Raw genomic sequence first — 26,274 nt, forward strand, 5'->3', positions numbered from 1 at the left:
CAGACATTGTAACTTCAGCGAGCAATTTAATCAATCTATTTTAAAAGAGAATAAATGCCTCTTGAAGAAAAGAGAATTAAAGTATATTTGAAGTTCTCCTTATAGTGACAATTTAATCTAGAAGCTAGACCTCAAAAACTTTATTATTCTTCAACAGTGATATCAAAGTCATGGTATCGACCAGGAATATAACCGTTTTCAAGTCGACGTTCAGTGATTTGTTTCAGCATTCCTTCTGAAATTTCTTTAAACTCACTTTCTGGATACCTCTTTTGGAAATTGAGAATAGCCTCCTTGAAATTTTTATAATACTTAGTAGTTCGACCTACCAATAGCACTCTCAAGAAACGTCCTTTTTCTTCATAAGAACTTTGAGGAAAATCATTGAGTAGTTCATTCAGTTTTTTATCTGATGCATTATAGTCACCTTTATTATATAAGGCATAAGCATCTACATACAAATCTCTGATATAATTTTCTCTTTCATTGGTTTCTTTCACATAGTTAGGATTGACCAAAATCTTGGAGTATAAACAATCAGGGTAGTTGTCGATTAAATACTTTTTTGAAGTTTCGGCATCACATCCATCGTATTCTTGACAAATTACATAAACCAAATAAGCGACTTCATATGCATTTTCATCTTCAGGATAAGTGGAGAGGAAACGGTTGAAGTTGGCCAATGCATTATCAGGGATTTTAATCTGATACATGTAGACTTTACCAAGTTCAAAAAGGGCATCAGCCAATTTTTTATGAACGGCCTGTAACTCTTCTTCTGATTTAGGTATTTCTTGTTTTCTTTCGTCTAGTGATTTTACACCGGCAAAAAGGTTTTCATCAATACCTTCAGCCTCCTTATCTTTTTTAGAAGGAGCATTTCTAGGAGAAGGTCTATTATTGTTTAATGTATTTTGGTTGTTGTTGGTCGCGAAGTCTAATTTATTAGATCTTCTCCAATTGTCCTCAAGTGGTCTTGATCCCCAAACTCTTAAAAATTGAGATTTTCCTTGGGCAATTGCGGCAGTATTATAAAAATAAAACTCTTTAGATGCTTTTGAATTGAAGGTTGTAGATTTACTTACTTCAGGTTTAGTTTTTCTTTTTTCGTTTTCCTTAGCATACTGTTGTTTTAGTATGATTTCTTCTTTTTCGTTTTCAATTTCCTCTTCTAAGAAAGAAGTGACTTCCTCTTCAGGCATATCAGCAAGCTTTATCAATCGTTCTTGCTCCATGATAATTTTAGTGTACTTTGCTAAGTCTTGAAGGTTTTCTGATTTCTTTTTGATTTCTTCAAATCCGTATACACTTTCATCAAAATTTTGAACCGCACTATCGTAATAAGCAGCAGCGGCGATATAATCTTTTTTAACGTCATAATAAATGTCACCTGCCGTCAAGTAAGAATGCCCTTTTTGGATTTTGTTGGTGGTACTTACTTGTACAGATTCATTCAACTCAATAAGAGCACGATCATAATCGGGCTTTCGCACTTGGAACTGTGCCATTTCATAATAGATTTTATCTCTATCGTCCCAATAATTGTGATTTTTGAGTTTTTTGTCGAAGTACTTCTTTATTTTTTTGATCTGCTTTTCATCATTGAAATCTACAGGCTGCATACTATAGGCACTGATATCAGATTGGAATTCCAATACATTGGTTTTCGATAGTTTTTCAGCTTTAATGTAAGCTTTATATGCCTCGTCTACTTTTCCCCTTTTCTCAAGCATTTGCCCAAGTATGAAATAATATCGTGCTTTATGATGTTTCTTTTCTTCAAGTTCTACAGCATAACGCAAATGTTGAATAGCTTGCCCATAATCCATCTTATTTCTGTAATAATGAGCAAAGTTAAGATGGTAATCTTTGGTGTTTTTATCGGAGAATGGAGCAATTTCTTGCTTTATAATATCTTTTACTAAAATGACATTAGCATCTTCCTCTTTTTCAATAAACATCCTCAACAAGGCATTGAGAGCTTCATGTCTACTGTCATTGTCAGTAGTTTTTGCATTGATGTATTTAAAAGTGGTCAAAGCATTTTCATAATCTTCTTCATATAATCTTACCCATCCAACAAGAAGATAGCATTCATCGATCCAGTCACTCGTTTGATGAAACTTAATAGGTCTAGATGATTTGGTAATGATATAATCAAGCTGTTCTTTATGCGATAATGTTTTATTAGAATCTATGGGAATAAGAATAGAAAGAACATCGTTGTAATCATCCACGTGTTCATTGAAGTAGTCTTCTTCAAACTTCTCCATACCCTCTTTTGCTAGGAAATAGGAATTATAATGCGTTGCCGTATTATGATAAAAATGACACCCTGATCCTAGTAATAAAAAAATTAATAGAAAAGATTTAAAAAAATACTTATATATGAAGTTTGAAAAAGTTTGCATCGTTTTTCAACAAGAATTACTCTTTTAAATTGAATTTATTGAAGTAGCGAAGTCTAAGCTAAAATTACAAACATCATCAAAGAAGGATTCATGTAAATTAGTTTTGTCTTGATACTTAATAGCTAATTTACAGTTTTTCTTGACCAAAAAGTTATAATAATTCAATACTTCTATCAAAAATGACAAGAAACTCTGCATTTATTGTAATTTTGTGAACCAGAACCTTCTGACAAGAAGAAGAAATTATACATGAAAAGACAAGGTAAAACGTTATCAGAATGGCTAACAACAAGATTTGTACTTGTTGTTCGAGACGAAGAAACATTTGCAGAAAGAGCAGCATATAGATTATCCTACGTAAAAATACTTTTACTTACTGGTATTGTTTTTACAATTTTAGGCGGGTTAAGTTTTCTTTTAGCAACTACCTTATTATCTAAGATCTTTGATCCTAGAGTCGCTTATAGAGAGACTGATCGTAAATTAATCGAAATGGAGCGTATTGTAGATTCATTGAAAATCGCTTCAGATGAAAAAGATGTTTACATGGCATCTATTAAAGCCATTTTGGATGGTGAAGTAGAAGACGCGGAAGATATAAAGGCCAAAATAGAGGATGAATCAAGCGTAAAAGAAGCAGAGGTAGATTTAACGCAATTAGATCCTGTAGACTCTGTATTTAGAAGCGAGTTTGAAGATCTAGAAATAAATTCAGCACCTATTAATAGTGTCAGTACAAGTGTAGATGACTTATTTTTCTTTCCTCCTGTATCCAATGGTGTATTATCCAAAGGATTCGATATTCGAAATGGACACTATGGTGTGGATGTCTTAGCAAAAAGAAATGAAGGAATAAAAGCGATTGCTGAAGGAACTGTTATACTATCTTCTTGGACTCAGGATTCAGGTTATGTTATAGGTATACAACACAAAGGTCAAATCCTTTCATTCTACAAGCATAATTCTGTCTTATTGAAAAAAGTAGGAGAGACTGTAAGAACAGGAGATATTATAGCCATTATTGGAAATAGTGGAGAGATGACCGATGGTCAACATCTTCATTTTGAATTGTGGTTTAATGGTAACCCAGTTGACCCTGTTGACTTTATACCTTTTGAATAGAATTACTTATCTTTAAAAAGAGTTTTAGTAGGCTTTATAAAAAGTGACAAACGCTTTTTTGGAATAGTTTTTAAAGATTAAGAGTTATTTCCTCAATAAGAAGTACTACTTCAACGATTATAAATATTAAATAAATATGGGATTGTTTAAAAACAATGAAGAAAGAGTTGCTCCAGCTCAGCAATCTTCAAACGCCGCAAATAATACTATTGGCCATGGCACTACTCTGAAAGGAGATGTAGAAACACATGGTATTTTGAGAATGGACGGTAAGGTGATTGGAAACTTACACTGTCATTCTAAATTATTCTTGGGTAAAGACGGACAGGTAGAAGGAGATATTTTTTCTCAAAACGCAGAAATTGAAGGAGAGATCCATGGTAAGATTGAAGTATCTGAGAACCTTGTTTTAAGGGGATCAGCAGTGGTACACGGTGATATCATCACAAAGAGTTTGACGATTGATCCAGGTGCTATTTTCAATGGACAATGTCATATGGGAGAGTCTGCAAAACCTCTTTTAACTGCAAACGCTTCTAAGGAAGTAGTAGAAGATGAAACAACATAAGGAGGAACATTCTGATGATACTTCAAAGCCAAAGAAGGCCATTGAAAAATATTCCACCTTTTTGAGATACTCTTCATTAAGCACTGAAATGATCGTGACAATGCTGATTTGTGCTTACAGTGGAAGGTATTTAGATAATATTATTAAAGCCAATGGTCCATATTGTACCATTGGTTTTCTTTTGTTTGGAACTTTTGCCTCGTTAGTGATTCTAATCAACGGGTTGAAGAAAATTTCTAATAAAAAAGGAGAAATATTGAAAAAAAAAGGTAAACATGACAATTTTTCTGAAAAATGATTACTTCCTTCTTTGTGTTTAAAAGGTATTACCTTATGTTTGCAATCGATTCAACTGATTGAGTTGAAAATTTAATATGCAACTAAGTTTACGAACAAGATTTTACTTTGCTTTGCTAATTACTTCATCAATTTTCTTGTTGATCATTATAATAGCAGAACAAAGTGAATTCAATGTTGGTCGCTTTATTTATCTTGAACTCGCATTCAATTTAATATTGGCGATAATGTCATATGAGGTCACATGTTTAGGAGCAGGATCGGGAAACGGAGAAATCTTCTATGGCTTTTATATGGCGACAGTATTGATAAGGATTTTACTAACATTAACGATCTTTGTCTTGTACTTTATTTTGATGGATGCAGATAAGCAGGAGAAATTAGTTTTCATATTAAGTTATTTCTTTTTTTATTTTGCATATACTATCCTTGAGGTAAAGCACCTCATGTCTAAGTTACAGGATAAACGAGGTAGTGAGTGATTTTATAATAATGAAAAGTACTTATTCTTTTTACACACGCTTTGCAACACTAGCGTTGCTTTTTACAGCACTATTACAAACTTCTTCATCATATGCAAGTGATGGACATAGTGACTCTCACGGTGAGGCTCACGTAAAGGAGTACAATCCAGTTGAAACAATTCTTCATCACGTTAAAGATGAACACTATTGGACTCTCTATTCTACTACAGATGAGAGCGGGCATGAACACCATTATGGTATCAACTTACCTGTGATCTTATACGTAGAAGGACAAGGTTTAGAGTTTTTATCATCAAAAGATTTTCTTCACCACAATGAGGTGAAAGGAAAATTCGGTACTTATGTGAATCACCATGAGCACATTGCTTCAGTGGATGAATCCGTAAAAGTATTAGACTTTTCATTAACTAAGAATGCAGCTTCTACAGGTCTTTCAGTGATCTTATTACTAATCATTTTTAGTGCAATTTCAAAAGGTTACAAAAAGAATGCAGGTAAAGCACCTTCAGGCATCCAATCAGTATTTGAACCTCTTATTCTTTACATGAGAGATGAGGTAATCCAACCAAACTTAGGCAAAAACACTGATAAATTCCTTCCGTACCTATTAACGTTGTTCTTCTTTATCTTAATCAACAACTTATTAGGTTTAGTACCAGGTGGAGCCAACGCTTCAGGTAACATTTCATTTACAATGTTAATGGCGGTGTTTACATTGATCATCACAAACATCAATGGTAATAAGCACTATTGGGGACACATTTTTGCAACTCCAGGTGTACCAGGTTGGTTGTTGCCAATTATGATTCCAGTAGAACTTATTGGTATCTTCACTAAGCCAATTGCCTTAATGCTACGTTTGTTTGCCAATATCACTGGTGGTCACATCGTATTATTATCATTCATGTCATTGGTATTTATCCTTGAAGCAGCTTGGGTAGGTGGTGTAGCATCATTTATCATCATTCCTCTATTCTTCATGGAGATCTTTGTAGCTTTCTTACAAGCTTACATTTTCACAATGCTTTCAGCATTATTTATCGGATCAGCGGTATCCGATCATCACTAGAATCTTGTCTTACATGCTGAATTTTAGTTCTTTAACGGATTAAGCATGGATAAGTGAATATAATGAATGATCTTCGCGCAAGCGAAAGCTTCATATACGTTTCTTTTTTTAAAACTATTTAAACAAAATTCAAAATGTCATTACTTTCGATTTTACTAGAAGTAAGTGGTAGCGTAGGTCAATTAGGTGCAGCAATCGGTGCAGGTCTAGCAGTATTCGGTGCAGGTCTTGGTATCGGTAAAATTGGTGGTAACGCTGTTGAGGCGATGGCACGTCAGCCAGAGATCGCAGGTAACCTTCAAACTGCAATGATTATCGCAGCAGCCTTGATTGAAGGTGTTGCTCTTTTCGCAGTAGTAGTTTGTCTATTGATCGGTTTAGGTTAATCCTAATCCCGCACAAAAGAAACATTTTGTTTGGATATCCATCGCTTAAGGGGTTTGCCCGGCGATGGGTATCTTTCAACAAAGAAACGTCAAAGCTCACACGCAAAATATAAACGAAAATGGATATCATAACTCCAGGTGTAGGCCTTCTCTTTTGGAATACAATATTTTTCTTAGTTGTATTCTTAATTATCGGAAAGAAAATTGTTCCTGCAATTTCTAAATCTTTAAAGGATAGAGAAGAGTCTATTGATAACGCTCTAAAAAGTGCAGAACAAGCAAAAGCTGATATTGCACAACTTAAGGCAGATAACGAGAAGATGAAAGAAGCTGCTCGTGCTGAAAGAGAAGAAATTATCAATGAAGCTAAAGCGAAAGCAGACGCAATGGTTGCTGAAGCAACTGAAAGTGCAAAAGCTGAGTCAAAAAGAATCATTGATGAGGCAAGAGCTTCTATTGAAGCTGAGAAGAGAGATGCTTTGTCTGAAATCAAAGGTGTTGTAGCAGAGCTTTCTTTAGACATTGCTGAAAAAGTTGTTCGTAAGCAACTTTCAGATGATTCAGCTCAACAAGAACTTGTAAAAGAGTTAGTTGCTGAAGCAAAGATCTAAGTTAAAAAGGTAATCAAACAAGGTGTTCACCTTGTAGTATATAAATCATAACCATGAGTGCAGAATCTAGAGTAGCATCTCGATATGCAAAAGCTTTTGTATCGGTTGCATTAGACGGACAAGATCAGACAAAATTATACGATGACGCAAATTTTGTTTTGAATACTATCACTGATAGTAAAGATTTAGCATTAGCGTTGAACAGTCCAATCATTAAAGCCGAGAAAAAAGCAGCAATTCTGAAAGAAATTTTTTCAGCGAAAGTAAGTGATCTAACCAACAAGTTATTTAACTTGGTGATAGACAAAAACAGAACAAACGCTTTGAAAGAGATTATGGAATCTATTTTGAGTGAGTTTGATGCTGTAAAAAATATTCAAAGAGCTACTGTAGTTACTTCTTCTCCTTTAGCAGCTGAAACAAAAGCTGTTTTGGTTGAGAAAGTAGCTAAATCTACTGGTAAAACAGTTGAGTTGGAAGAAAAAGTTGATCCAGCTCTCATTGGTGGTTACATCCTGACTGTGGGAGATAAGCAATTAGATTGCTCAGTAAAAACACAGTTACAACAATTAAAGGTTGCGTTTCAGTAAGCTTTAATGCGAAGTGTCCTTTTATGGATGCTTTTTTTTAGAAAAGAATAGTCAAATTCAAATCCAGATACAAAAATGGCTCAAGTTAGACCAGATGAAGTGTCTGCGATCCTGAAGGAACAGCTTACAGGGTTTAAAGCTTCTTCTGAGTTAGAAGAAGTGGGAACTGTTTTAGAAGTAGGTGATGGTGTAGCTCGTATTTATGGCTTGCTTAATGCTGAAGCTGGCGAGTTGATCGAGTTCGAGTCAGGTGTCGTAGGTATGGTATTGAACCTCGAAGAAGATAATGTAGGTGCCGTAATTATGGGTAAATACACAGATATCAAAGAGGGTGATACAGTAAAACGTACAAGACGTATTGCATCTATTAACGTAGGTGAAGGTATGTTTGGACGTGTTGTCGACGCATTAGGTAACCCTATCGATGGCAAGGGCGAGATCGAAGGTGAAACGTATGAAATGCCTATCGAGCGTAAAGCTCCAGGTGTATTGTACCGTCAACCAGTAGATGAGCCTATGCAAACGGGTATCAAGTCTATTGACTCGATGACTCCTATTGGACGTGGCCAACGTGAATTAATCATTGGTGACCGTCAAACAGGTAAAACAGCGGTTGCAATTGATTCAATCATCAACCAAAAAGAGTTCTACGATAAAGGAGAACCTGTATACTGTATTTATGTTGCTGTAGGCCAAAAGGCTTCTACAGTATCATCAATTGTACAAACGCTTGAGAAAGCTGGTGCAATGAAATATACAGTGGTTGTTGCAGCAAACGCTTCTGACCCTGCTCCAATGCAATACTTCGCTCCTTTTACAGGTGCGGCAATTGGTGAATTTATTCGTGATACTGGGCGTCCTGCATTAGCAGTATATGATGACCTTTCAAAACAAGCGGTAGCTTACCGTGAGGTATCACTTCTTCTTCGTCGTCCTCCAGGACGTGAAGCTTATCCAGGTGACGTATTCTACCTTCACTCGCGTCTATTAGAGCGTGCTGCAAGAGTAAACGCATCGGATGAGATCGCAAAGAATATGAACGACCTTCCTGAATCAATCAAGCACTTAGTGAAAGGTGGTGGATCTTTAACAGCTCTTCCATTGATTGAAACTCAGTCAGGTGACGTATCAGCATATATCCCTACAAACGTAATTTCAATTACTGACGGTCAGGTATTCTTAGAGACTAACTTATTCAACGCAGGTGTACGTCCAGCGATGAACGTTGGTATCTCAGTATCTCGTGTAGGTGGTAACGCTCAGATCAAACCAATGAAGAAAATCTCTGGTAAATTGAAGACTGACTTAGCGCAGTTCCGTGAATTAGAGGCTTTCGCGAAGTTCGGTTCTGATCTTGATCCAGTAACTCAGTTAACAATTAGCCGTGGTCGTAAGAATACTGAAATCTTGAAACAAGCTCAGTATACTCCTTACAGAGTAGAAAACCAAGTGGCAATTATCTGGGCAGGTACTAATGGTATCCTTGATCCAGTAGCTGAAGAAAAAGTAAAAGCATTCGAAGCTGAGTACTTAGAAGTACTTAACTCTAAGCATGCTGATACTATGTCTCAAATCGCTTCAGGTAAGTGGGGAGATGACCAAATCAACCTTCTTAAGAAAGTTGGTGAGGAAATCGCTCAAAACCACAAATAATTATATTAGAAATTAGCAACAAGGTATTCTCAATACTCTTGTTGCTAATTCACTTTTATTACTCAAACAGAAAATGGCTAGTCTTAAAGAAGTAAAAGAGAGAATTACCTCTGTAAACTCCACGCAGCAAATCACTAAAGCCATGAAAATGGTTTCAGCGGCAAAAATGCGTAGAGCTCAAGACCGTGTAACAGGTATGCGCCCGTACGCTGATAAGCTTGCGTCTATACTTGAAAACGTTACTGCGGCACTTGGAAACGACTTTTCTAGTCCATTCGTTGAGGCACATGACGAAGTGAATAGCGTTCTTGTTATTGTAGTAACTTCAGACCGTGGTTTAGCAGGTGCTTTTAATGCCAATATCATCAAAGAAGGTTCTAGATTGTTAAATGAAGAGTTCGCAGCTCAACATAAAGCAGGTAGAGTTGAAATCTTAGGTGTTGGTTCAAAAGGTACTGACTTCTTTAAAAAGAGAGGAGTTCAAACAAACTCTGACTATGTTAACTTCTTCCATGAAGTGACTTTTGAAGAAGCTAGAAAAGCTGCTGAATATGCTATGGATGGCTATGTTTCAGGAAAGTTTGACAAGGTAGTAGTTGTTTATAATGAGTTCAAAAATGTTGCAACTCAGATCGTGAGAACGAAACAATTCTTACCTTTTGCCTTAGAAACGGCAGAATCTACTGATGAGAATGATGGTAACGAAGCGGATTACATCTTCGAACCTGAAAAAGAAAAGATTCTTTCAGAGTTGATTCCAAAAACGTTGAAGGTGAACTTCTATACGCATTTGCTTGATTCGAATGCGGCAGAACACGGCGCTCGTATGACTGCAATGGATAAAGCAACAGAGAATGCAGGTGAGTTATTAAAAGAGTTGAAATTAGATTATAATAGATCGCGTCAAGCAGCTATTACTAATGAAATTCTTGAAATCGTTGGTGGTGCAAACGCATTGGCTGAAGGTTAATAGCAATTCCTCATTTGAATATATAAAGTCTCAATCTTGTGAAAGGTTGAGACTTTTTTGTTTGACTCTAAAAATTGTAAAATCACCATGTTTCAAGTGTTAAGTGATAGCGTCACTTGGAACTGATTATTGGCAAAGTCTCCTGACTTCAAATATGAATAATACATTGTTATCCATTTCGAAGTCGGGAGACTTTGCCAAATATGTTATCACAAGTGACGGCTTTCGCCTTAACACTAGCGATATAAATGGAATTCATCTTTTTCTTCTATGTGGTACCTAGCGTAGTAGACAACGTTACTACGAAAAAACAGCCTTATTGAGTTACTTTCAAGAAGATCTCAATAAGGCTGTTTTATTATTTATAGCTAAAAAACTCCCTATGCTGCCACAGTAGGTTTTGGCTCTCTTTTCATAATAAAGATATATCCAAGAGCACAAATACCTAAAATAAATGGATAATAGAGGTATTGAATCACACTTAAAGGAGATAATGCTTCAGCAGCACCTACAGCTACTAAAATTTGAGCTCCGTAAGGAATTATACCTTGTGTGAAACAAGAGAAAGTATCGAGAATACTTGCTGCTCTCTTAGGTTCTATATTGTATTTAGTACTGATTTCTTTTGCAATTGGACCGCCTATGATAATAGCAATAGTATTATTGGCAGTACACATATCGATAAAGGTGATTAGTAATGCAATACCTAATTCGCCACCTTTAGTACTATTAATTCTTGATGTAATAGCGTAGATGATATATTCAATTCCGCTATTTTTATGAGTAATCGCTACCACACCACCAATCATTAAACAAAGAATGATGATTTCAGACATTCCCATAAAACCTGCTGAAGTAGCTGAAATCAATCCCCATATATCAAATGAACCAACTGATATACCTATTACACCAGAAAGTAGTGTACCCAAAAGGAGAACGATTAAGACATTAACCCCTGATAAGGCTCCAACTAATACAGCTAAGTAGGGTATAACTTTAATAAAAGAATACTCATAGCTGTCTTCTAAGCTAAGTGAGAACCCACTTGTAGTAACAAGGTAGATGACTATGGTTAGGATAGCGGCTGGAAGGGCAATTTTAATATTAGCTCTGAACTTATCTCTCATTTCTACACCTTGTGTTCTTGCTGCTGCAATGGTTGTATCAGAAATCATTGAAAGGTTATCACCGAACATTGCACCACCGATTACAGCACCAAGTCCAATTCCTATAGGCATTCCTGTTTTCTCAGCAATACCTACTGCAATCGGAGCAATGGCTACAATAGTACCTACTGAAGTACCTACAGAAATAGAGATAAAACAAGCAATGATAAATAGGCCTGTAATTAATAAGTTGCTAGGAAGGTAAGTAAGAGCAAGGTTAACCGTAGAATCAATAGCTCCCATACTTTTACTCACATTACCGAATGCACCCGCCAATAAGAATATAATACACATTAACATGATGTCGCTGTGTCCCATTCCTTGTGTATAGGTATTAATTTTTTCTTTTAAAGTAGCCTTAGAGTTCATTGATAATGCTACTACAGAGGCTAGTAAAAAAGATACTGTAGCAGGCATTTTATAAAAGTCACCCGTTATTATTGATACAGCTAAGTAGCTGACCAGGAATGTTAGTAGAGGTATTAAAGCATAAGGATTTCCTTTCTTTATATTATTTTCCAAAACGATTAAAATTTGGTTTATAGTAAAATGTAGTTTGTTGATCAGTAGCTTTTTAAGCAAATCAAATCAAACGGCTAAGCTACAAAAGAATTCATACTTGAAGAGATAGCGTGCGTTAATTAATACTAATCCCTTATAAATAAAAAAACTGAGGCAAAATAAATTACCTCAGTTTTGGATATATATAATCTGATTTAAAAACTATACTAATCCGCTAGATACTAAATATTCAGCAATTTGAACAGTGTTTGTTGCTGCACCTTTACGAAGGTTGTCAGCTACGATCCACATGTTTACTGTTTTCTCTTGTGTTTCATCACGACGGATACGACCTACAAACGTTTCATCTCTATTATGAGAAGTCAACGGCATAGGATAAACATTGTTAGCAGGGTCATCTTGGATGATAATACCAGGAGCTTCTGCTAAGATCTGACGTAATTCAGCTTCGTCAAATTCGTTTTCAAACTCAATGTTTACAGACTCAGAGTGACCACCTACTGTTGGGATACGAACTGTAGTAGCAGTTACTTTTACTGAATCATCTTCTAAGATTTTCTTTGTTTCATTGATCATCTTCATTTCCTCTTTAGTGTATCCATTGTCTTGAAATACATCAATATGAGGAAGAACGTTCAAGTCGATTTGATGAGGGTAAACCATGTTAGCCTCTTTACCTGCTCTTTCGTCGAATAATTGATCAACAGCGGCTTTACCAGAACCAGTTACTGATTGGTAAGTAGAAACAACCACTCTTTTGATTTTATATTTTTCATGCAAAGGACCGATAGCCACAATCATTTGAATTGTAGAACAGTTAGGGTTTGCAATGATCTTATCTTCTTTTGTAAGAGATTTAGCGTTTACCTCAGGAACAATCAACTTCTTAGAAGGATCCATTCTCCAAGCTGATGAGTTGTCAATTACTGTACTTCCAGCTTCTGCAAATTTTGGAGCGTACTCTAATGAAGATGCACCACCAGCAGAGAAGATAGCAATATCCGGCTTCTGAGCAATCGCTTCTTCTGCAGTAATAACTGTATACTCTTTACCTTGGTAAGTAACTACTTTACCAGCCGATCTAGCTGATGCAACGAGTAATAATTCATCGAATTGGAAACCTCTTTCCTCGATGACGTTTAGAATTTGCTCGCCAACCAATCCAGTGGCGCCTACAACTGCTAATTTCATAATTTTTAAAGATAGTTGGTTTGTTTGAAATAACCGCTAAGGACTTCAATAGGTCCTTCTAGATAGATTACGGTGTAAATGTAGAAAAACAATTTTTAAATTGTTATTTATAAAACTGTTTTATACAATAATAACACATAGTGTTATAAAAAAAACAGCATCAGTATTTTCAATAGTACTGATGCTGCATTGACAAGAGTTTATCTTTTTAGAGAATGTTCTTACTATTCTTTGCTAAGTCATATAGTAACTCTCTTGCTCTGTGCAGCTGTGCCTTGATGGTACCTAGAGGTGCTTCAAGTTCAGCAGCAATTTCATCGTAAGATTTTTCTTCAAAATATCTCAGTTTTACAAGTCTTTGATACTTTGGAGGAAGTAGACTTACGAACTCTCTAACGATCTGTATTTTCTGAGCTTTAATGGCTTCTTCTTGAGGAGTAAGGCCTGAATCTTGAATATTCATACTCATAGTATCACCATCCTTGTTGGTGACTTCAGCATCGATAGAATAAGTTTCTAATTTCTTTTTACGAATAAAATCAATTGCATTATTGGACGCGATTCTAAATAACCACGTACTGAATGTGTAGTCTTTCTTAAACTTGGAGAGATTCTTAAATGCTTTAGCGAAAGCTTCAATGGTTAGATCTTCTGCATCATCTACATTTCTAACCATTTTTAATATCGTATGATATACCGATTTACGGTAACGGCCCATCAGCTGTGCGTAAGCCTGCTCATTACCTTCAATCGCTTCGTCTATTAATTCAAAATCTTCAAGCGCCTTTTGGGAAAACTGTCTGTCTAAATCCATGTTTTTCGCTTTGAGATCACAGAGGATACTCCTATTAATATTTGATATGCAATTAGCATTAGGTCCAAAATTGGTATATGCCACCACTTGATTTTCTCACCTACCATTTTGGTAAACTTCTTAAAACATACCATTATCAATAATGTCCGAATTAAGAGTAGTACTGAGAGTTGCAATAAATTTGCCATTTCAAGCGGTATCATTAGTAAATATATAAAATATACTGATATGTGCGAAGCACTTAGTGTACCTAAAATTAATTTATTTGAAAATTTATAATGATAACTTGCACTAACATGTCTAGTTTTTTGTCGAAACCATGTTTTCCAATCTTTTTCGGGTAAACTATAAGTGAGTGCATTACTATTGATGATTGTGACGGTATTTTTTTTACTCGACATTTGGTTGACAAATAAGTCATCATCACCACTTAAAACACTTTTGTGCTTTTGAAAACCATTAGCATTATCAAAAATATTTTTCGTGTATCCAAAATTTCTTCCTACGGCCATATAATTTATTCCAATATTGCTAAAAGAACTGTACTGAATGGCTGTTGAAAGGGTTTCAAATTGTGTCATGTTAGCCACCCAACTTCCTTCAATTTTTTTATATAATCCAACACCAATAAGTATATCATATTGTAGGAAATAAGGAGCCATTGTTGCCACCCATTTGTCACTTTCTACCCAGCAGTCACCATCTATAAAGAGGAAATTATCATATTTTGCTACCGCTATACCTTGTGTTAAAGCATATTTCTTAGGACTCCAATTAGTGTCGGTTTCTTGAATTTCAACCTTTCGAATAAGGTTGTGTTTTTGGATGAATTGATCAATTATTTTACCCGTATTATCAGTTGATCGATCATTGATAACAATGATTTCAAAAGATGAGTAATCTTGGTTGACAAGAGAACTTAAAAGTTTTGGAAGATTATCTGCTTCATTTCTAGCCGCTATAATAATACTTACAGGAGGAGTTGTGCCTTTTTTTTGTTTCTTATTTTTCCAAAGGTTGTAAGGAGCTATTCCTCCCCAGAATATAAGCTGAGGAAGCAATGAAATAAAGTAAATAAGAGTGATAAATGTTTGAAGCTCTTCAGAAGAAGAAAATGCGTACATGGCCTACGTTTTTTGCTTTTTCTTCTTCGCTGCAGGGAACAGGATATTATTCAAAATAAGTCTATACCCAGGTGAATTAGGATGGAGATTGAGATCCGTAGGTTCTTCACCCACTAAATGTTGATAATCTTCAGGGTCGTGACCACCGTAAAAAGTCCAAGTTCCTTTTCCATAGGTACCATGAATATATCTTACTTCATTTGCTTCACTTGTTTCTCCCAATACAATGACATCAGACTTTACAAGGTGCTTTTTAAAAGCAGTTGTTTGTCCCATGAAACCCTTAATGTTTTGTTCGTGGTTTTGAGTAAGCATTGTTGGAATAGGATCCCATTTGGCAGAAAAAGCAAACAACTTGAAAAAGTCATTACTCTCTGTTAACCCTCTTTCATAATACTGATTGTCGATGTCAGAATATTCATATTTATAAGGATCCATGTACAGCTTGAAATTCTTGAAGGCAAAGGTCTTGTTGTAATCTAATTTTGACTGAGCATTAGGGTCAGCAGGGTCGCCATCATACATAAAATCGCAGATATCTACTCCTTCAGCAGATAAAGCAATATCATACGTATCTGTGGCAGAACACATTGCAAATAAGAAGCCTCCACCTGCGCAGAAGTCTCTGATTTTTTTAGCAACACCCAACTTCAATTGAGAAACCTTACCAAAACCATGTTTATGAGCTGACGCTTCAAATTTCTTTTGATTATCAATGTACCATTTTTGTCGACCATACGCTCTGAAAAACTTGCCATACTGCCCAGTAAAGTCTTCATGATGAAGGTGTAGCCAATCATATTTAGGTAATAAATCTGCAATTACTTCATCGTCAAAAATAACATCATAAGGTATTTCTGCGTAGGTTAAAACGAGTGTTACGGCGTCATCCCATGGCATTTTAGAAGGGGGAGAATAAACCGCAATTTTAGGAGGAACATCCAAACGCATGATGTCCATGTTGGATTCAGGGTGTTCTATTTCTCTTTTGATCCCAACGACTTGAGCATCTGAGATAACTTCATAACTTACCCCTCTCACAATCATTTCATTTTCGAAATCCTGAGCATATTTGAACAAGAAACTTCCTCCTCTAAAATTGAGTAGCCATTCTGCTTCAACATCTTTTTGAAGTACCCAATAGGTGACTCCATATGCCTTCAAGTGATTCGTTTGGGAATGATCCATTGGCACTAGTATGTAATTCGCAAAAGCAGGTGAAACCAAGAACCAAAGTAATCCCAGCAATATAAATTTAAGTTGTTTTATCTCTTTCATTAAACTCTCTCTCTTCTAACTCTCAAAGTACCGTGACAAAAGATCTATAGTGATTGTTAAAGAGAAGTTTAGTAACGCACTCTTAATTCACTTTTTATGATCATTCAATTATCTGATTTTCTTTTGTTTTAATACTCTCTCGATCGATAATGTATTAATATCATCATTGAACAATGAAAATACAATTCTTTCCTCTATTCTTCACAATTTTATACTGATTATTATGAAAGTAGAAGATGATCTATTAATTTTTGAATGTTTACGATTCAGGAAAGCTAACGATTCTTTTTTCTGTATCATGCTTAAAGGCTAACTATATAACTAATTAAAAATAATGATTCATGTACTTCAAATCGTTATTCTCTATTGTATGTCAATAGGAATAATGCAGGCTCAATCTATCTATTCTACTACTTCCTTGCACAAAATAGGAGCGTCTTCTTTGGGTAGAACAGATGCAAATCTATTTGTAGATGATGTTTGGTCATCGGTAAATGCTATTGCCAATATTTCAACCCTAAAGAATACCACCATTGGAGTCAGTCATAGGCTTCCTCATCATGCTTTAGCATTATCTACTTTCAGTTTTTCTTCCATTCTACCTACTAGGAAATTTCATTTGTCAGTTTCATTTCAAAAATTTGGAGATGCTGATTTTAATGAACAATCTGTAGTTTTAGGTATTGGGAAAAAAATAGGCATTGTTCGATTAGGAGGAAGCCTAAACTTTCATCAAGTAGGAGGTGAAACGCTCAGAAGGTTGAATGCTATGACGCTTAACTTTGGGATTAATACAATACTGAGTGAATCTATCGCTCTCTCATTTCATGGGCACAATATATTGAATGAGAGTTATGCTGTAGATGAATTACAATTGCCAATTCCTTCTGTATACAGATTTGGGATTGCCTACAAGATGGACCAATCGATTCATCTGAGTACCCAAATCGAAAAGGAAATGGATCAACTTTTAACCTCTAGAAGTGCAATTTCATATCAATTGACGGATCTTTTTAAGATATACAGCGGAATTACTTTTCCATCTGTCAGAATTGGAGCTGGTTCTCAATTGAGTTATAAACACTGGATCTTTGATTATGCATTTCAAGTGCATCAGGTGCTAGGGTGGACACATGCTTTTTCTTTATCTTATGTAATTTCTAAGTCATGAAAAAAAGCATTGTTATTGTACTTCTAGCATTGAAAGCCTTTGTTGTTAGTGCTCAATCAAATAATGAAGAAATGCTATGGTTGCAAAGTATCTTTCCGAAAGATAAAATGGAGGTGCTAACTCCTAAAGAAGTGGACTATTGGTTATCATTTCATAGAAATCCTAAAAACTTGAATAAGCTTAAGGCTTGGGAATTACAGACACTATTTGGTTTGACTTATGATGAAGTGCAGTCTTTTCAAAAATATAAAGAGATGTATGGTGCTTTTGTAAGTACAAATGAGTTAAATAGAATAGAAGGGTGGAATGAATCATTGACTCGGAGAGTTAGAGCTTGTACTTACGTTTCCAATTTTAATGAAGAAGGATTGAGTCGAAAAGAGCAATTGAAAGCTCCTGATTTACATTATTCATTAAGTAATTTTGGTTTCTCTACCCCGATTTCTAAAGGGTTTCTTCAAGACCACTATTTGGGAAGTCCCACTTATTTTCAACAAAAACTTCTTTGGTCGAAACGGAATAATTATAGTTTTGGATTGACCTTGCAGCAAGACAAAGGAGAGGTATGGGATTGGAATCCTTCAAAAAGACATTTTGGATTCGATTTTACTTCAGCTCACTTGAGCATACACAATGATGGTTTTCTTCAGCAATTACTAGTAGGAGATTTTCAGATGATCGGTGGACAAGGTTTGGTATTTGGAGGAGGTTACTTTTTGGGGAAAGGAGGTGATCCCATTTTAAATATTACCCGTGCGGTATCAGAGGGAAGGCCTTACACTTCAGTAACAGAAAGCGGTTTTTTCAGAGGAGGGCTAGTCACCATAAAACCGATGAGTAATGTGAAATTAACATTGATGGGAAGTTATAAAAACATTGACGCTTATGCTTCTGATACTACAAGGGTAATCAATAATGGTTTGCATAGAACGACCAAAGAAATTGAAAAACGAAGTCAGATTACATTAGTAAGTGTGGGGAGTAGACTTGAGAGTAGCTTTAATACCTTAAATATCGGATGTAATTTTATTACAAGTCAGTACTCCAACTATATTGATCAAGGTGTGAGAAAAGATTCCCTTTCTGTTTTTGAAGGAAGATATGCTACAAATTTTAGTGTGGACCTGAATTATTATTGGAGAAACTTATCCTTCTTTTCTGAAGTCGCTAGTTCCAATTTTGGAGGAATGGCCTATTTATTTTCAACCTATGTTAGTTTAAAGAAAGGGTTTGACCTTGTTTTTTCATTTCGGGATTATGCACACAATTATGTGTCACTTTTTGGTAATGCACTTTCAGAAAGTACAAATACTACAAATGAAGAAGGCTTTTATGTGGGTTTTAAATGGAAAAAAGGCAAAAAGTTCTTACTAGAAGGGTACATTGATTTATACTCTTTTCCTTTTCCTACTTACAGAAATGATGTGGGTATTGAAGGGGTTGAATTTAGAGGAAGAAGTAAATTGAAATTGAAAAATAACACTTCCTTATTTCTTAATTTTTCAACATTTGAAAGAGGGAAATATATTACAAAAGAAGACTATTTTAAGTCCTCTCTCATTCAAGAAATTAGTCAAAAACTAACTCTAGGGGCAATTATTGAAGATCATCACCTTACCTTAAAACCTCAAATACAATTTCATTTTTATCAAGGTGAAGAGGACAGTTTTGGATATTTACTTGCTCAGGACTTGAGTGCACAACTTTTTGATAATCTTAAATTAGATACTCGTATTGCATATTTTTCTACGGATGACTATAACTCAAGGCTGTATAGTTATGAAAAAAATCTACAATATGTATTTTCATACCCGCCTTACTATGGAAAGGGATGGAAAAATTATTTACTCTTAAAATACAGATTATCTAAAAAACTTCGTGTGATTGCTCGATGGTCTTATACTTTTTATCATGATCGAGATGTGATAGGGAGTGGTTGGGATGAAGTAGAAGGAAATGCTAGGCATGATTTGGCTTTCCAATTGAAAGTAAATTTATAAAGGCAATAAAAAAGCGATTTTAGGTTAATCCTAAAATCGCTTTTATTTATTCAAATAATCAAAAAAGATTATTCTTGGAAAACACCCATCGTAGAGAATTTCTCAATTCTGTTGTTCTTAAGTGTTAGTGTGTCTAATTTTTCTAATTCAGCAGTTTCTGCTAAAATAGTATCTTTCATGATTTTGAACATTTCTTGAGGGTTAGTGTGTGCACCGCCAAGAGGTTCAGGAATAATCTTGTCGATTAATCCGAAAGATTCCATATCTTTTGCTGTTAGTTTTAAAGCTTCAGCTGCTTGCTCTTTGTAATCCCAGCTTCTCCAAAGAATTGAAGAACAAGATTCAGGAGAGATTACAGAGTACCAAGTGTTTTCAAGCATCATTACTGAATCACCGATAGCAATACCTAAAGCACCACCAGAAGCACCTTCACCAATTACAATACAAATTACAGGAACTGTCAATTTGAACATTTCCTTTAAGTTTCTTGCAATTGCTTCCGCTTGACCTCTTTCTTCTGCTTCTAGACCAGGGAATGCACCCGGAGTATCAATAAAAGTAACAACGGGCTTTTTGAATTTCTCTGCAAGTTTCATCAAGCGAAGTGCTTTTCTGTAACCTTCAGGATTAGCCATACCAAAGTTTCTCATTTGGCGTTGTTTTGTATTTCTACCTTTTTGCTGACCGATCAACATAAAAGTTTTTCCGTCGATAGTACCAAAACCACCTACCATTGCTTTGTCATCTCCAAAGGCTCTATCACCATGAAGTTCCACAAAGTCATCTGTGATTTGATAGATATAGTCTAGCGTGTAGGGTCTGTCAGCATGACGAGAAAGTTGTACTCTTTGCCAGCGTGTTAGGTTTTCAAAAGTACTTTTTTTAAGCTCTACGATTTTATGTTCAAGCTCTTCTATAGCTGTACTTACATCTACATTATTTTTAGATGCAAGATCTCTCATGTCTTCAAGTTTCGCCTCAAGCTCAGCGATAGGCTTTTCGAAATCTAGCAGTGTATTCTGATCCATTGCTGCGAAAAATATGATGTTTAATATTCTTTAAAAATCACTCAATGAATGATTTATTAAAAGATTGAATTCTAAAATAATACTATTCAGAAAGCAAACATACGCAATAAAAACTTTATTGGAACAAGAAAACCGTTAAATGATATAAAAAAAGCCTCTTCCATAAAAGGAAGAGGCTTAATATGAGTGAGTTATAATTCTTTTTATTCTTCTTCTCCTGCAAAAGCTTCAGAAATATTTAGGATGTGATCCCCGATTCTTTCCATAGAAGCAAGAAGGTCATTATAAGCTAAAATCTCACCTGTAGAAACGCCATCAGCATTGATTTCTGAACGGTTAAGGTGTTTCTTACGTAATTCTTTTCTTTTCTGATTGACCGCTTTTTCTGCACTTTGTGCAGCTTCTAAATTCACTTTATCCGCTTCGATATTGGATAACATGATTCCGAAAGCATTATCAACTACATTTAAGAACTCAGTTAAATCTGTTTGTTGGTCAGTAGTTAACCAAATTTTCTCTTCGTATCTTTTCTCAATTGTAAAGGTCATGCCTTTGAAGATATCGCCAATTCTCTCAATTTCATGAGCGGCACGCATTAAGCTTTTTACTTCATCAATTTGAGAAGATGAAAGTAGTTGATCTCTTGAGATTTTAGATAAGAAGTCCGAAACCTCTTGTTCCATTCTATCTGAATTCTCTTCAACTTTACGAAGTTTTGAGATATAACCCTTTCTTTCTTTTTTATTTTCTTTGCCAGAACTGAATAAGTTTTTGGCAGTTGTTGTCTGTTTAGAGATGATTTGAGCAAAACGTTTGATTTCGTTTCTAGCTTGCTCAACACCCGCTTCATTGGCAATTGGTCTGCCGTCAGAAATAAACTCAAGGCTGTATTCGTCTTGATCTTCTGTTTCTGGTACCATTTTCACTACAACATTCTTGATTGCATTAACAAAGAATATCATGATTGAAGTGTTGAGGATATTGAAAGTTGTATGGAAGATCGATAATGCAATAGGTACCGCAGTTGGGTCTTTAGTTGGGTCTCCAAATTCCGTGTAGCCATTCATAAAGAAAATAACTCCTTTAAGGAATAATGGGTAAACTAAAAGCATCCAAATTACACCTGTAACATTGAAAATAAGGTGAGCACGAGCTGATCTTTTAGCGTTTGTATTACCAACAACTGCAGCAAGGTTAGCAGTGATTGTAGTACCGATGTTTTCACCTAACACCATTGCAGCTGCAATTTCAAATGGAATAACACCTTGATTACAAAGTACAAGCGTTAATGCCATTGCGGCACTTGATGATTGTACTACGATTGTAATTAAAGTACCAATGATAACAAATGCTGCTGGTGCAAATATTCCTAAGTTTTGGAAAGTCTCTAAGAACGATAATTGCTCAGCACTAAATGATGGTACAGCTTCTTTAAGCATCTGTAAACCAATAAATAATACCGCAAATCCAATTAAAGTATTACCCCAATCTTTTGTTCTTTTAGAACCAGAAAACATCATTGGGAATGCAATAGCAATGATAGGCAATGCTAGCTTTGACATTTTCACTTTAAAGCCTAATATTGAGATGATCCAAGCGGTAACAGTAGTACCAACGTTGGCTCCCATAATTACGCCAATAGACTGAGTGAGGGAAAGCAATCCTGCATTTACGAAACTAACTACCATTACTGTAGTTGCCGAAGAGGATTGAATGATAGTAGTAATTAAGAATCCTGTAAAAACACCCGCAAATTTATTGGAGGTCATCGCTGAAAGAATATTTCTCATCTTATCTCCCGCAACGTTTTGGATACCTTCACTCATCACTTTCATCCCGTAGATGAATAAGCCGAGTGCTCCTACAAGCTTTAGAAACTCAAAAATTCCAAATTCCATATCTAATGTAAATACAACAAAATCAAAACCCTGATAAAAGAGCAGGGATTAGAGATCGCAAAGTAACTCAATTCCTAATTATTCTTTGATAAGATCTGCTTAAATTAATAATTTGTTAATCTAACCAGATTATAATAAAGAATGAGTATTCTTATTTTAGAAGTTTATTAAAAATTATTGAAAGCAAGATTGTTATTTTCAACTAGTGAAAGTATTGATCTCTTTTTCGGTGCAATAATCTTACTTTACTTTTAATAATCATAATAATACTTCTAATTGTTGACCTAGAAATAAATATTATTAGCAACTCGGAAGGTATTTGCATGTGCTTCGATGATTGTGCTCAACTTTTTTGAATAGCCGCCGCCCATACTTGTGACCACTGGTATACTATTTTCATAGCACTTATGATAGACCATTTCATCTCTAGTCTTACAACCTTGAATGGTCATACCTAGTTTTCCTAGTTTGTCAGTGTTCAAAATATCAACTCCAGAAAGGAAAAATACGAATTGGGGTTGTAGTGTTTCAAAAAGTTTTTCCAATTGAGGTTTTAAAATAGAAAGATAGGTGGCGTCGTCCATTTCATCTTCTAAAGGAATATCCAAATCAGAAACTTCTTTTTTCATTGGATAGTTATTGGCACCGTGCATGCTGAAAGTGAAAACTTCTGGAGTATTTTGGAAAATTTCTGCGGTACCATTGCCTTGATGAACATCTAAATCCAGAATCAGAATTCTCTCATACCCTTTTTTTCGGATAAGGTAATTCGCTGCTACTCCAAAATCATTGAGTATACAGAACCCTTCTCCATGTTCTGAATAAGCATGATGTGTACCACCGGCAATATTCATCGCCACTCCATATTTTAAAGCATACTCTACACAGTCAATGGTTCCTTGTGTAATAATGAGTTCTCTTAAAATAAGGTCATCTGACATTGGGAGACCTATTTTGCGTGCCTCATGGTAGGTCAGTGTTTGGTGCTTTAATTTTTGCCAATATTCCAAAGTGTGCGTAGTAAGAATATCTTCTTCTTTCACTGGGTTGGGAGCAAAAAGATTTTCTTCTGTAATAGTTCCCTCAAACAGAAGTTGTTCCATCAATAAAGGGTATTTATCCATTGGAAAGCGATGCCCTTCTTCTACAGGGTGTCCGTATCTTGGATGATAAGCGACTTTTAGCATTAGTAAGTTTGTGAGGATAACATGACTAGGGTACAAGCTTCTTCGGTGAAGATTCCAGCTTTCGCGGCTTTTTTGTAAAAAACAGGGTTTTCAGTCCCTGGATTGAAAATAATTCTTTTAGGTTTTAAAGAAATGATGTAGTCCATCCATTCCTCTTGCCTTTGGGGTCCGACATACATCGTAACAGTGTCAACATCATCAATTGCAGGTTTATCATTAATGATATCAATACCATCACCTACTTTTCCTTTTTTAATTCCTAATGGAATGATGGGATGACCTTTTTGAGTTAGTCTTTCTGCTGCAAAAAATGCATACCTTGAAGGATTGGGTGTGGCACCTATAATGACCGTTTTTTTCATAAAGTGTTGGAATGTTATATTCAAATAATGCCGTAAAAATAGGCATTTCTTTCGTTTTAAATCTTAGAATATAACAAGAAGTAGGTGGTAACTGTTTGATTATTCCGTGGTTTTAGTGAACTTTGTAATCGTAAAATTATTAAGCAAACTGTGTCTTAAATATTCACTTTAATACCATGTAGTAAATAATAATAGAACGATTCTTTTCATTGACTCTGAAAGAGAAGAACTATTTATTGTAATTGGTAAAAACAATACTCAATTTTCAAATTAATATTGACGTTGCTTATTCGTTCTTATGATTGAATTGTAATTATTGGTGTAAAACAAACTATGTGAGACGCACTTTTTTCAAACTATATCTTATGATGACAAAACTTAAAGCATTATTAATTCCTTTTTTACTAATAGTAGGATTGTCCACTTATGCTCAAACACCACCTCAAAAAATGAAAATGGGAAAGGTAGACCGTGAAATGGTGGCCTTGACGACTTATGAAAAAGATACTTCAGCGGTTGCTTTTGTAATAGGAGACTTTGGACATTTATCATTTACGGGGGGGAGAACCTTTTTTAGAACATTATTATTACGACATGTAAGAATTAAAATTCTTAAAACAGAAGGATTGGATTATGCAGACGTCGTACTTCGATATTATGAAAAAGGAAACTCAAAAGAATCGATATCTTCGATCAAGGGCTATGTCTATAATATGGTAGATGGAGAAGTGGTGAGAGAAAAGTTAGATAACGACAATATTTTTAAGGAAGATTATACAGAAAATAAAAAGGCAAAGAAAATTTCATTTACAAATGTAAAAGTAGGTTCAGTGATTGAATACTCTTATGTGAAGTATTCTGATTTTATCTATGCTCCTGATGATTGGATTGCTCAAAGAAAAATTCCAACCCTCGTAACTGATTTTAGTTTTGCCGTACCAGAGTACCTTACTTACGAAGTAAAGAATTCAAGGTATTATAAAATTAATGAAACGAAATCATCCATATCAAGTCAATCTTACCGTTTCACTGATTATGATGAGACAATCTCACAACAAGTGAATACTCGTCATTGGCGTCATGAATATATTCCAGCTTTTGAAAAAGAACCTTATATGACATCTCCTCATGAGTATGTGGCACGTTTAGAAATGGAACTGTCAACCACAAGGAATGGAATGAACCAATATACTACAACTTGGAAATCAGTATTGACAAATCTCATGAATAGTGGTTATTGTGGTCAACAACTCACAAAAACTGCTTTTATGAAAGAGGAATTGAATGCCATCAAAGCGAAAACGGATAATACATTAGAGAGAGCGAAGTTGGTGTACAAGCTGATTCAAAAGCGTATGACTTGGGACGAAGAATATGGTCATTATGTGAGAGAAGGAGGAACAAGGAAAGCATATCAAAAAAGAAAAGGAAATGTGGTTGAAATCAACTTAATGCTGGTAGCGGCATTAAGGGAAGTAGGGGTGTCAGCTGCTCCATTGATGGGAAATGTGAGATCAGGTGGTAAAGTGGTACAGTTAAATCCTGCATTGACGCAACTTCGTTATGTTATTGCTTATGTTTCGGATGGAGGAAAAGAATATTTTTTAGATGCTACGGCAAAAAATTATCCGTTTAATGTACTGCCTCCACGTGCCTTGAATTATCAAGGGGTAATAATGTCTGACAATAAACATGTGAATGGAACTTTCGTATCCCTTATGCCTACTACTAAAAAAGAATGGACAGAAACACTAAAGTTATCCGTTCAACCAGATTTGAGTATAAAAGGAAATTACAGGGGAGTACATCATGGCTATGATGCCGTGAGTTTCCGAAATAAATACCATTCGAGTGACGATGAAGATGAATATCTTACAAAATTAGAGGACGCTCATCCAGGAATACTAATTGAAAATTATTCCAACTCAGGATTAAAGAATATCAATAAAGATGTTACTGAAGAATATGATTTAGAGTATGAAAACGGACTTCAAAAGTTGGGAGATGGTTATGTAATATATCCATTAAGGTTATTGTCAAAATCTCGAAACCCTTTCAAACAGGAAAGTAGGAGGTATCCTGTAGAATTTCCTTATGCCAGAAAGGCGAAGTTCATGGTTCAAATTAATATTCCTGAGGGTTTTAGTGTAAAAGAAATGCCGAAACCAACAACAATCAGTTTGATTGATAAAAAGAGTGGAAGTTTAAGGTATTTAATTTCTCAGAACAATGGAATCATCACGATTATAGTGGATTATAAATTGAATCGACTTGTGTTTACACCAGATGAATATCCCTACTTGAAAAAATTTATTGAGGATAGTATAGCTTTCCAAGATTCACCGATTGTATTAACCCAAAACCAATAAGA

At 35.2% G+C, this 26,274-nt stretch carries 22 protein-coding genes; 12 read left to right on the forward strand and 10 right to left on the reverse strand.

Annotated features, from left to right (window positions below):
* Positions 1-143: 143 nt before the first annotated feature.
* Complete coding sequence (locus IC221_RS02455; RefSeq protein WP_188167439.1) at positions 144-2,273, reverse strand: tetratricopeptide repeat protein; 2,130 nt, start codon at positions 2,271-2,273, stop codon at positions 144-146.
* Between the two features lie 387 nt (positions 2,274-2,660).
* Here IC221_RS02455 and IC221_RS02460 point away from each other — a divergent pair, with 387 nt between their 5' ends.
* The 9 genes from IC221_RS02460 (at position 2,661) to atpG (ending at position 10,162) form a co-directional block, all read left to right on the forward strand.
* Positions 2,661-3,533, forward strand: coding sequence for a M23 family metallopeptidase (locus IC221_RS02460; RefSeq protein WP_044203137.1), 873 nt, complete (start codon positions 2,661-2,663; stop codon positions 3,531-3,533).
* A 136-nt stretch (positions 3,534-3,669) separates the two neighbouring features.
* Complete coding sequence (locus tag IC221_RS02465) at positions 3,670-4,101, forward strand: polymer-forming cytoskeletal protein (protein WP_052444230.1); 432 nt, start codon at positions 3,670-3,672, stop codon at positions 4,099-4,101.
* The gene (locus IC221_RS02470; protein ID WP_188167440.1) at positions 4,088-4,399 is read left to right on the forward strand and encodes an AtpZ/AtpI family protein; all 312 of its coding nucleotides are present in this window, start codon (positions 4,088-4,090) and stop codon (positions 4,397-4,399) included. Before IC221_RS02465 ends, IC221_RS02470 begins: the two co-directional genes overlap by 14 nt.
* 491 nt (positions 4,400-4,890) lie before the next feature.
* Complete coding sequence (atpB, locus tag IC221_RS02475) at positions 4,891-5,952, forward strand: F0F1 ATP synthase subunit A (protein ID WP_188167441.1); 1,062 nt, start codon at positions 4,891-4,893, stop codon at positions 5,950-5,952.
* Between the two features lie 134 nt (positions 5,953-6,086).
* Positions 6,087-6,338, forward strand: a complete 252-nt coding sequence (gene atpE, locus IC221_RS02480; RefSeq protein WP_044203144.1) for an ATP synthase F0 subunit C — start codon at positions 6,087-6,089, stop codon at positions 6,336-6,338.
* A 119-nt stretch (positions 6,339-6,457) separates the two neighbouring features.
* Complete coding sequence (gene atpF, locus IC221_RS02485) at positions 6,458-6,949, forward strand: F0F1 ATP synthase subunit B (protein WP_188167442.1); 492 nt, start codon at positions 6,458-6,460, stop codon at positions 6,947-6,949.
* 53 nt (positions 6,950-7,002) lie between these two features.
* A complete protein-coding gene (gene atpH, locus IC221_RS02490) occupies positions 7,003-7,539 on the forward strand; it encodes an ATP synthase F1 subunit delta (RefSeq protein WP_188167443.1) in 537 nt (178 codons plus the stop codon).
* 75 nt (positions 7,540-7,614) lie between these two features.
* The gene (atpA, locus tag IC221_RS02495) at positions 7,615-9,192 is read left to right on the forward strand and encodes a F0F1 ATP synthase subunit alpha (RefSeq protein WP_188167444.1); all 1,578 of its coding nucleotides are present in this window, start codon (positions 7,615-7,617) and stop codon (positions 9,190-9,192) included.
* A 73-nt stretch (positions 9,193-9,265) separates the two neighbouring features.
* Positions 9,266-10,162 carry an ATP synthase F1 subunit gamma gene (atpG, locus tag IC221_RS02500; RefSeq protein WP_062618525.1) on the forward strand — a complete coding sequence of 299 codons (897 nt, stop codon included), beginning with the start codon at positions 9,266-9,268 and terminating at the stop codon, positions 10,160-10,162.
* Between the two features lie 380 nt (positions 10,163-10,542).
* On the opposite strand, the gene IC221_RS02505 is transcribed toward atpG, so the two are convergent.
* From IC221_RS02505 to IC221_RS02525, 5 genes are all read right to left on the reverse strand, one after another.
* Positions 10,543-11,850: a Na+/H+ antiporter NhaC family protein gene (locus IC221_RS02505; RefSeq protein WP_188167445.1), complete on the reverse strand. Its 1,308-nt coding sequence runs from the start codon at positions 11,848-11,850 to the stop codon at positions 10,543-10,545.
* Between the two features lie 201 nt (positions 11,851-12,051).
* Entirely contained in the window at positions 12,052-13,041 is a 990-nt protein-coding gene (locus tag IC221_RS02510; RefSeq protein ID WP_188167446.1) for an aspartate-semialdehyde dehydrogenase, read from the reverse strand.
* A gap of 208 nt (positions 13,042-13,249) precedes the next feature.
* The gene (locus tag IC221_RS02515) at positions 13,250-13,855 is read right to left on the reverse strand and encodes an RNA polymerase sigma factor (protein WP_188167447.1); all 606 of its coding nucleotides are present in this window, start codon (positions 13,853-13,855) and stop codon (positions 13,250-13,252) included.
* A complete protein-coding gene (locus tag IC221_RS02520) occupies positions 13,846-14,979 on the reverse strand; it encodes a glycosyltransferase (protein WP_188167448.1) in 1,134 nt (377 codons plus the stop codon). Before IC221_RS02520 ends, IC221_RS02515 begins: the two co-directional genes overlap by 10 nt.
* A 3-nt stretch (positions 14,980-14,982) precedes the next feature.
* A complete protein-coding gene (locus IC221_RS02525) occupies positions 14,983-16,257 on the reverse strand; it encodes an asparagine synthetase B (RefSeq protein ID WP_188167449.1) in 1,275 nt (424 codons plus the stop codon).
* A gap of 334 nt (positions 16,258-16,591) precedes the next feature.
* Here IC221_RS02525 and IC221_RS02530 point away from each other — a divergent pair, with 334 nt between their 5' ends.
* The gene (locus IC221_RS02530) at positions 16,592-17,428 is read left to right on the forward strand and encodes a hypothetical protein (protein WP_188167450.1); all 837 of its coding nucleotides are present in this window, start codon (positions 16,592-16,594) and stop codon (positions 17,426-17,428) included.
* Positions 17,425-19,428, forward strand: a complete 2,004-nt coding sequence (locus IC221_RS02535; RefSeq protein WP_188167451.1) for a hypothetical protein — start codon at positions 17,425-17,427, stop codon at positions 19,426-19,428. Before IC221_RS02530 ends, IC221_RS02535 begins: the two co-directional genes overlap by 4 nt.
* Positions 19,429-19,496: 68 nt before the next feature.
* On the opposite strand, the gene IC221_RS02540 is transcribed toward IC221_RS02535, so the two are convergent.
* The 4 genes from IC221_RS02540 to IC221_RS02555 all read right to left on the reverse strand — a co-directional run bounded on the left by IC221_RS02540 (position 19,497) and on the right by IC221_RS02555 (position 23,903).
* Positions 19,497-20,456 carry an acetyl-CoA carboxylase carboxyltransferase subunit alpha gene (locus tag IC221_RS02540; protein ID WP_044203162.1) on the reverse strand — a complete coding sequence of 320 codons (960 nt, stop codon included), beginning with the start codon at positions 20,454-20,456 and terminating at the stop codon, positions 19,497-19,499.
* A gap of 203 nt (positions 20,457-20,659) precedes the next feature.
* Complete coding sequence (locus tag IC221_RS02545; protein WP_188167452.1) at positions 20,660-22,354, reverse strand: Na/Pi cotransporter family protein; 1,695 nt, start codon at positions 22,352-22,354, stop codon at positions 20,660-20,662.
* 284 nt (positions 22,355-22,638) lie between these two features.
* The gene (locus tag IC221_RS02550) at positions 22,639-23,541 is read right to left on the reverse strand and encodes a histone deacetylase (protein ID WP_188167453.1); all 903 of its coding nucleotides are present in this window, start codon (positions 23,539-23,541) and stop codon (positions 22,639-22,641) included.
* A complete protein-coding gene (locus tag IC221_RS02555; protein ID WP_188167454.1) occupies positions 23,541-23,903 on the reverse strand; it encodes a CoA-binding protein in 363 nt (120 codons plus the stop codon). The genes IC221_RS02550 and IC221_RS02555 overlap by 1 nt, the downstream gene beginning before the upstream one ends.
* A gap of 365 nt (positions 23,904-24,268) precedes the next feature.
* On the opposite strand from IC221_RS02555, the gene IC221_RS02560 reads away from it, so the two are divergent.
* A complete protein-coding gene (locus IC221_RS02560; protein ID WP_188167455.1) occupies positions 24,269-26,272 on the forward strand; it encodes a DUF3857 domain-containing protein in 2,004 nt (667 codons plus the stop codon).
* The last annotated feature ends 2 nt before the right edge of the window (positions 26,273-26,274 follow it).

Source organism: Flammeovirga sp. EKP202 (assembly GCF_014534745.1).
Classification (GTDB): domain Bacteria; phylum Bacteroidota; class Bacteroidia; order Cytophagales; family Flammeovirgaceae; genus Flammeovirga.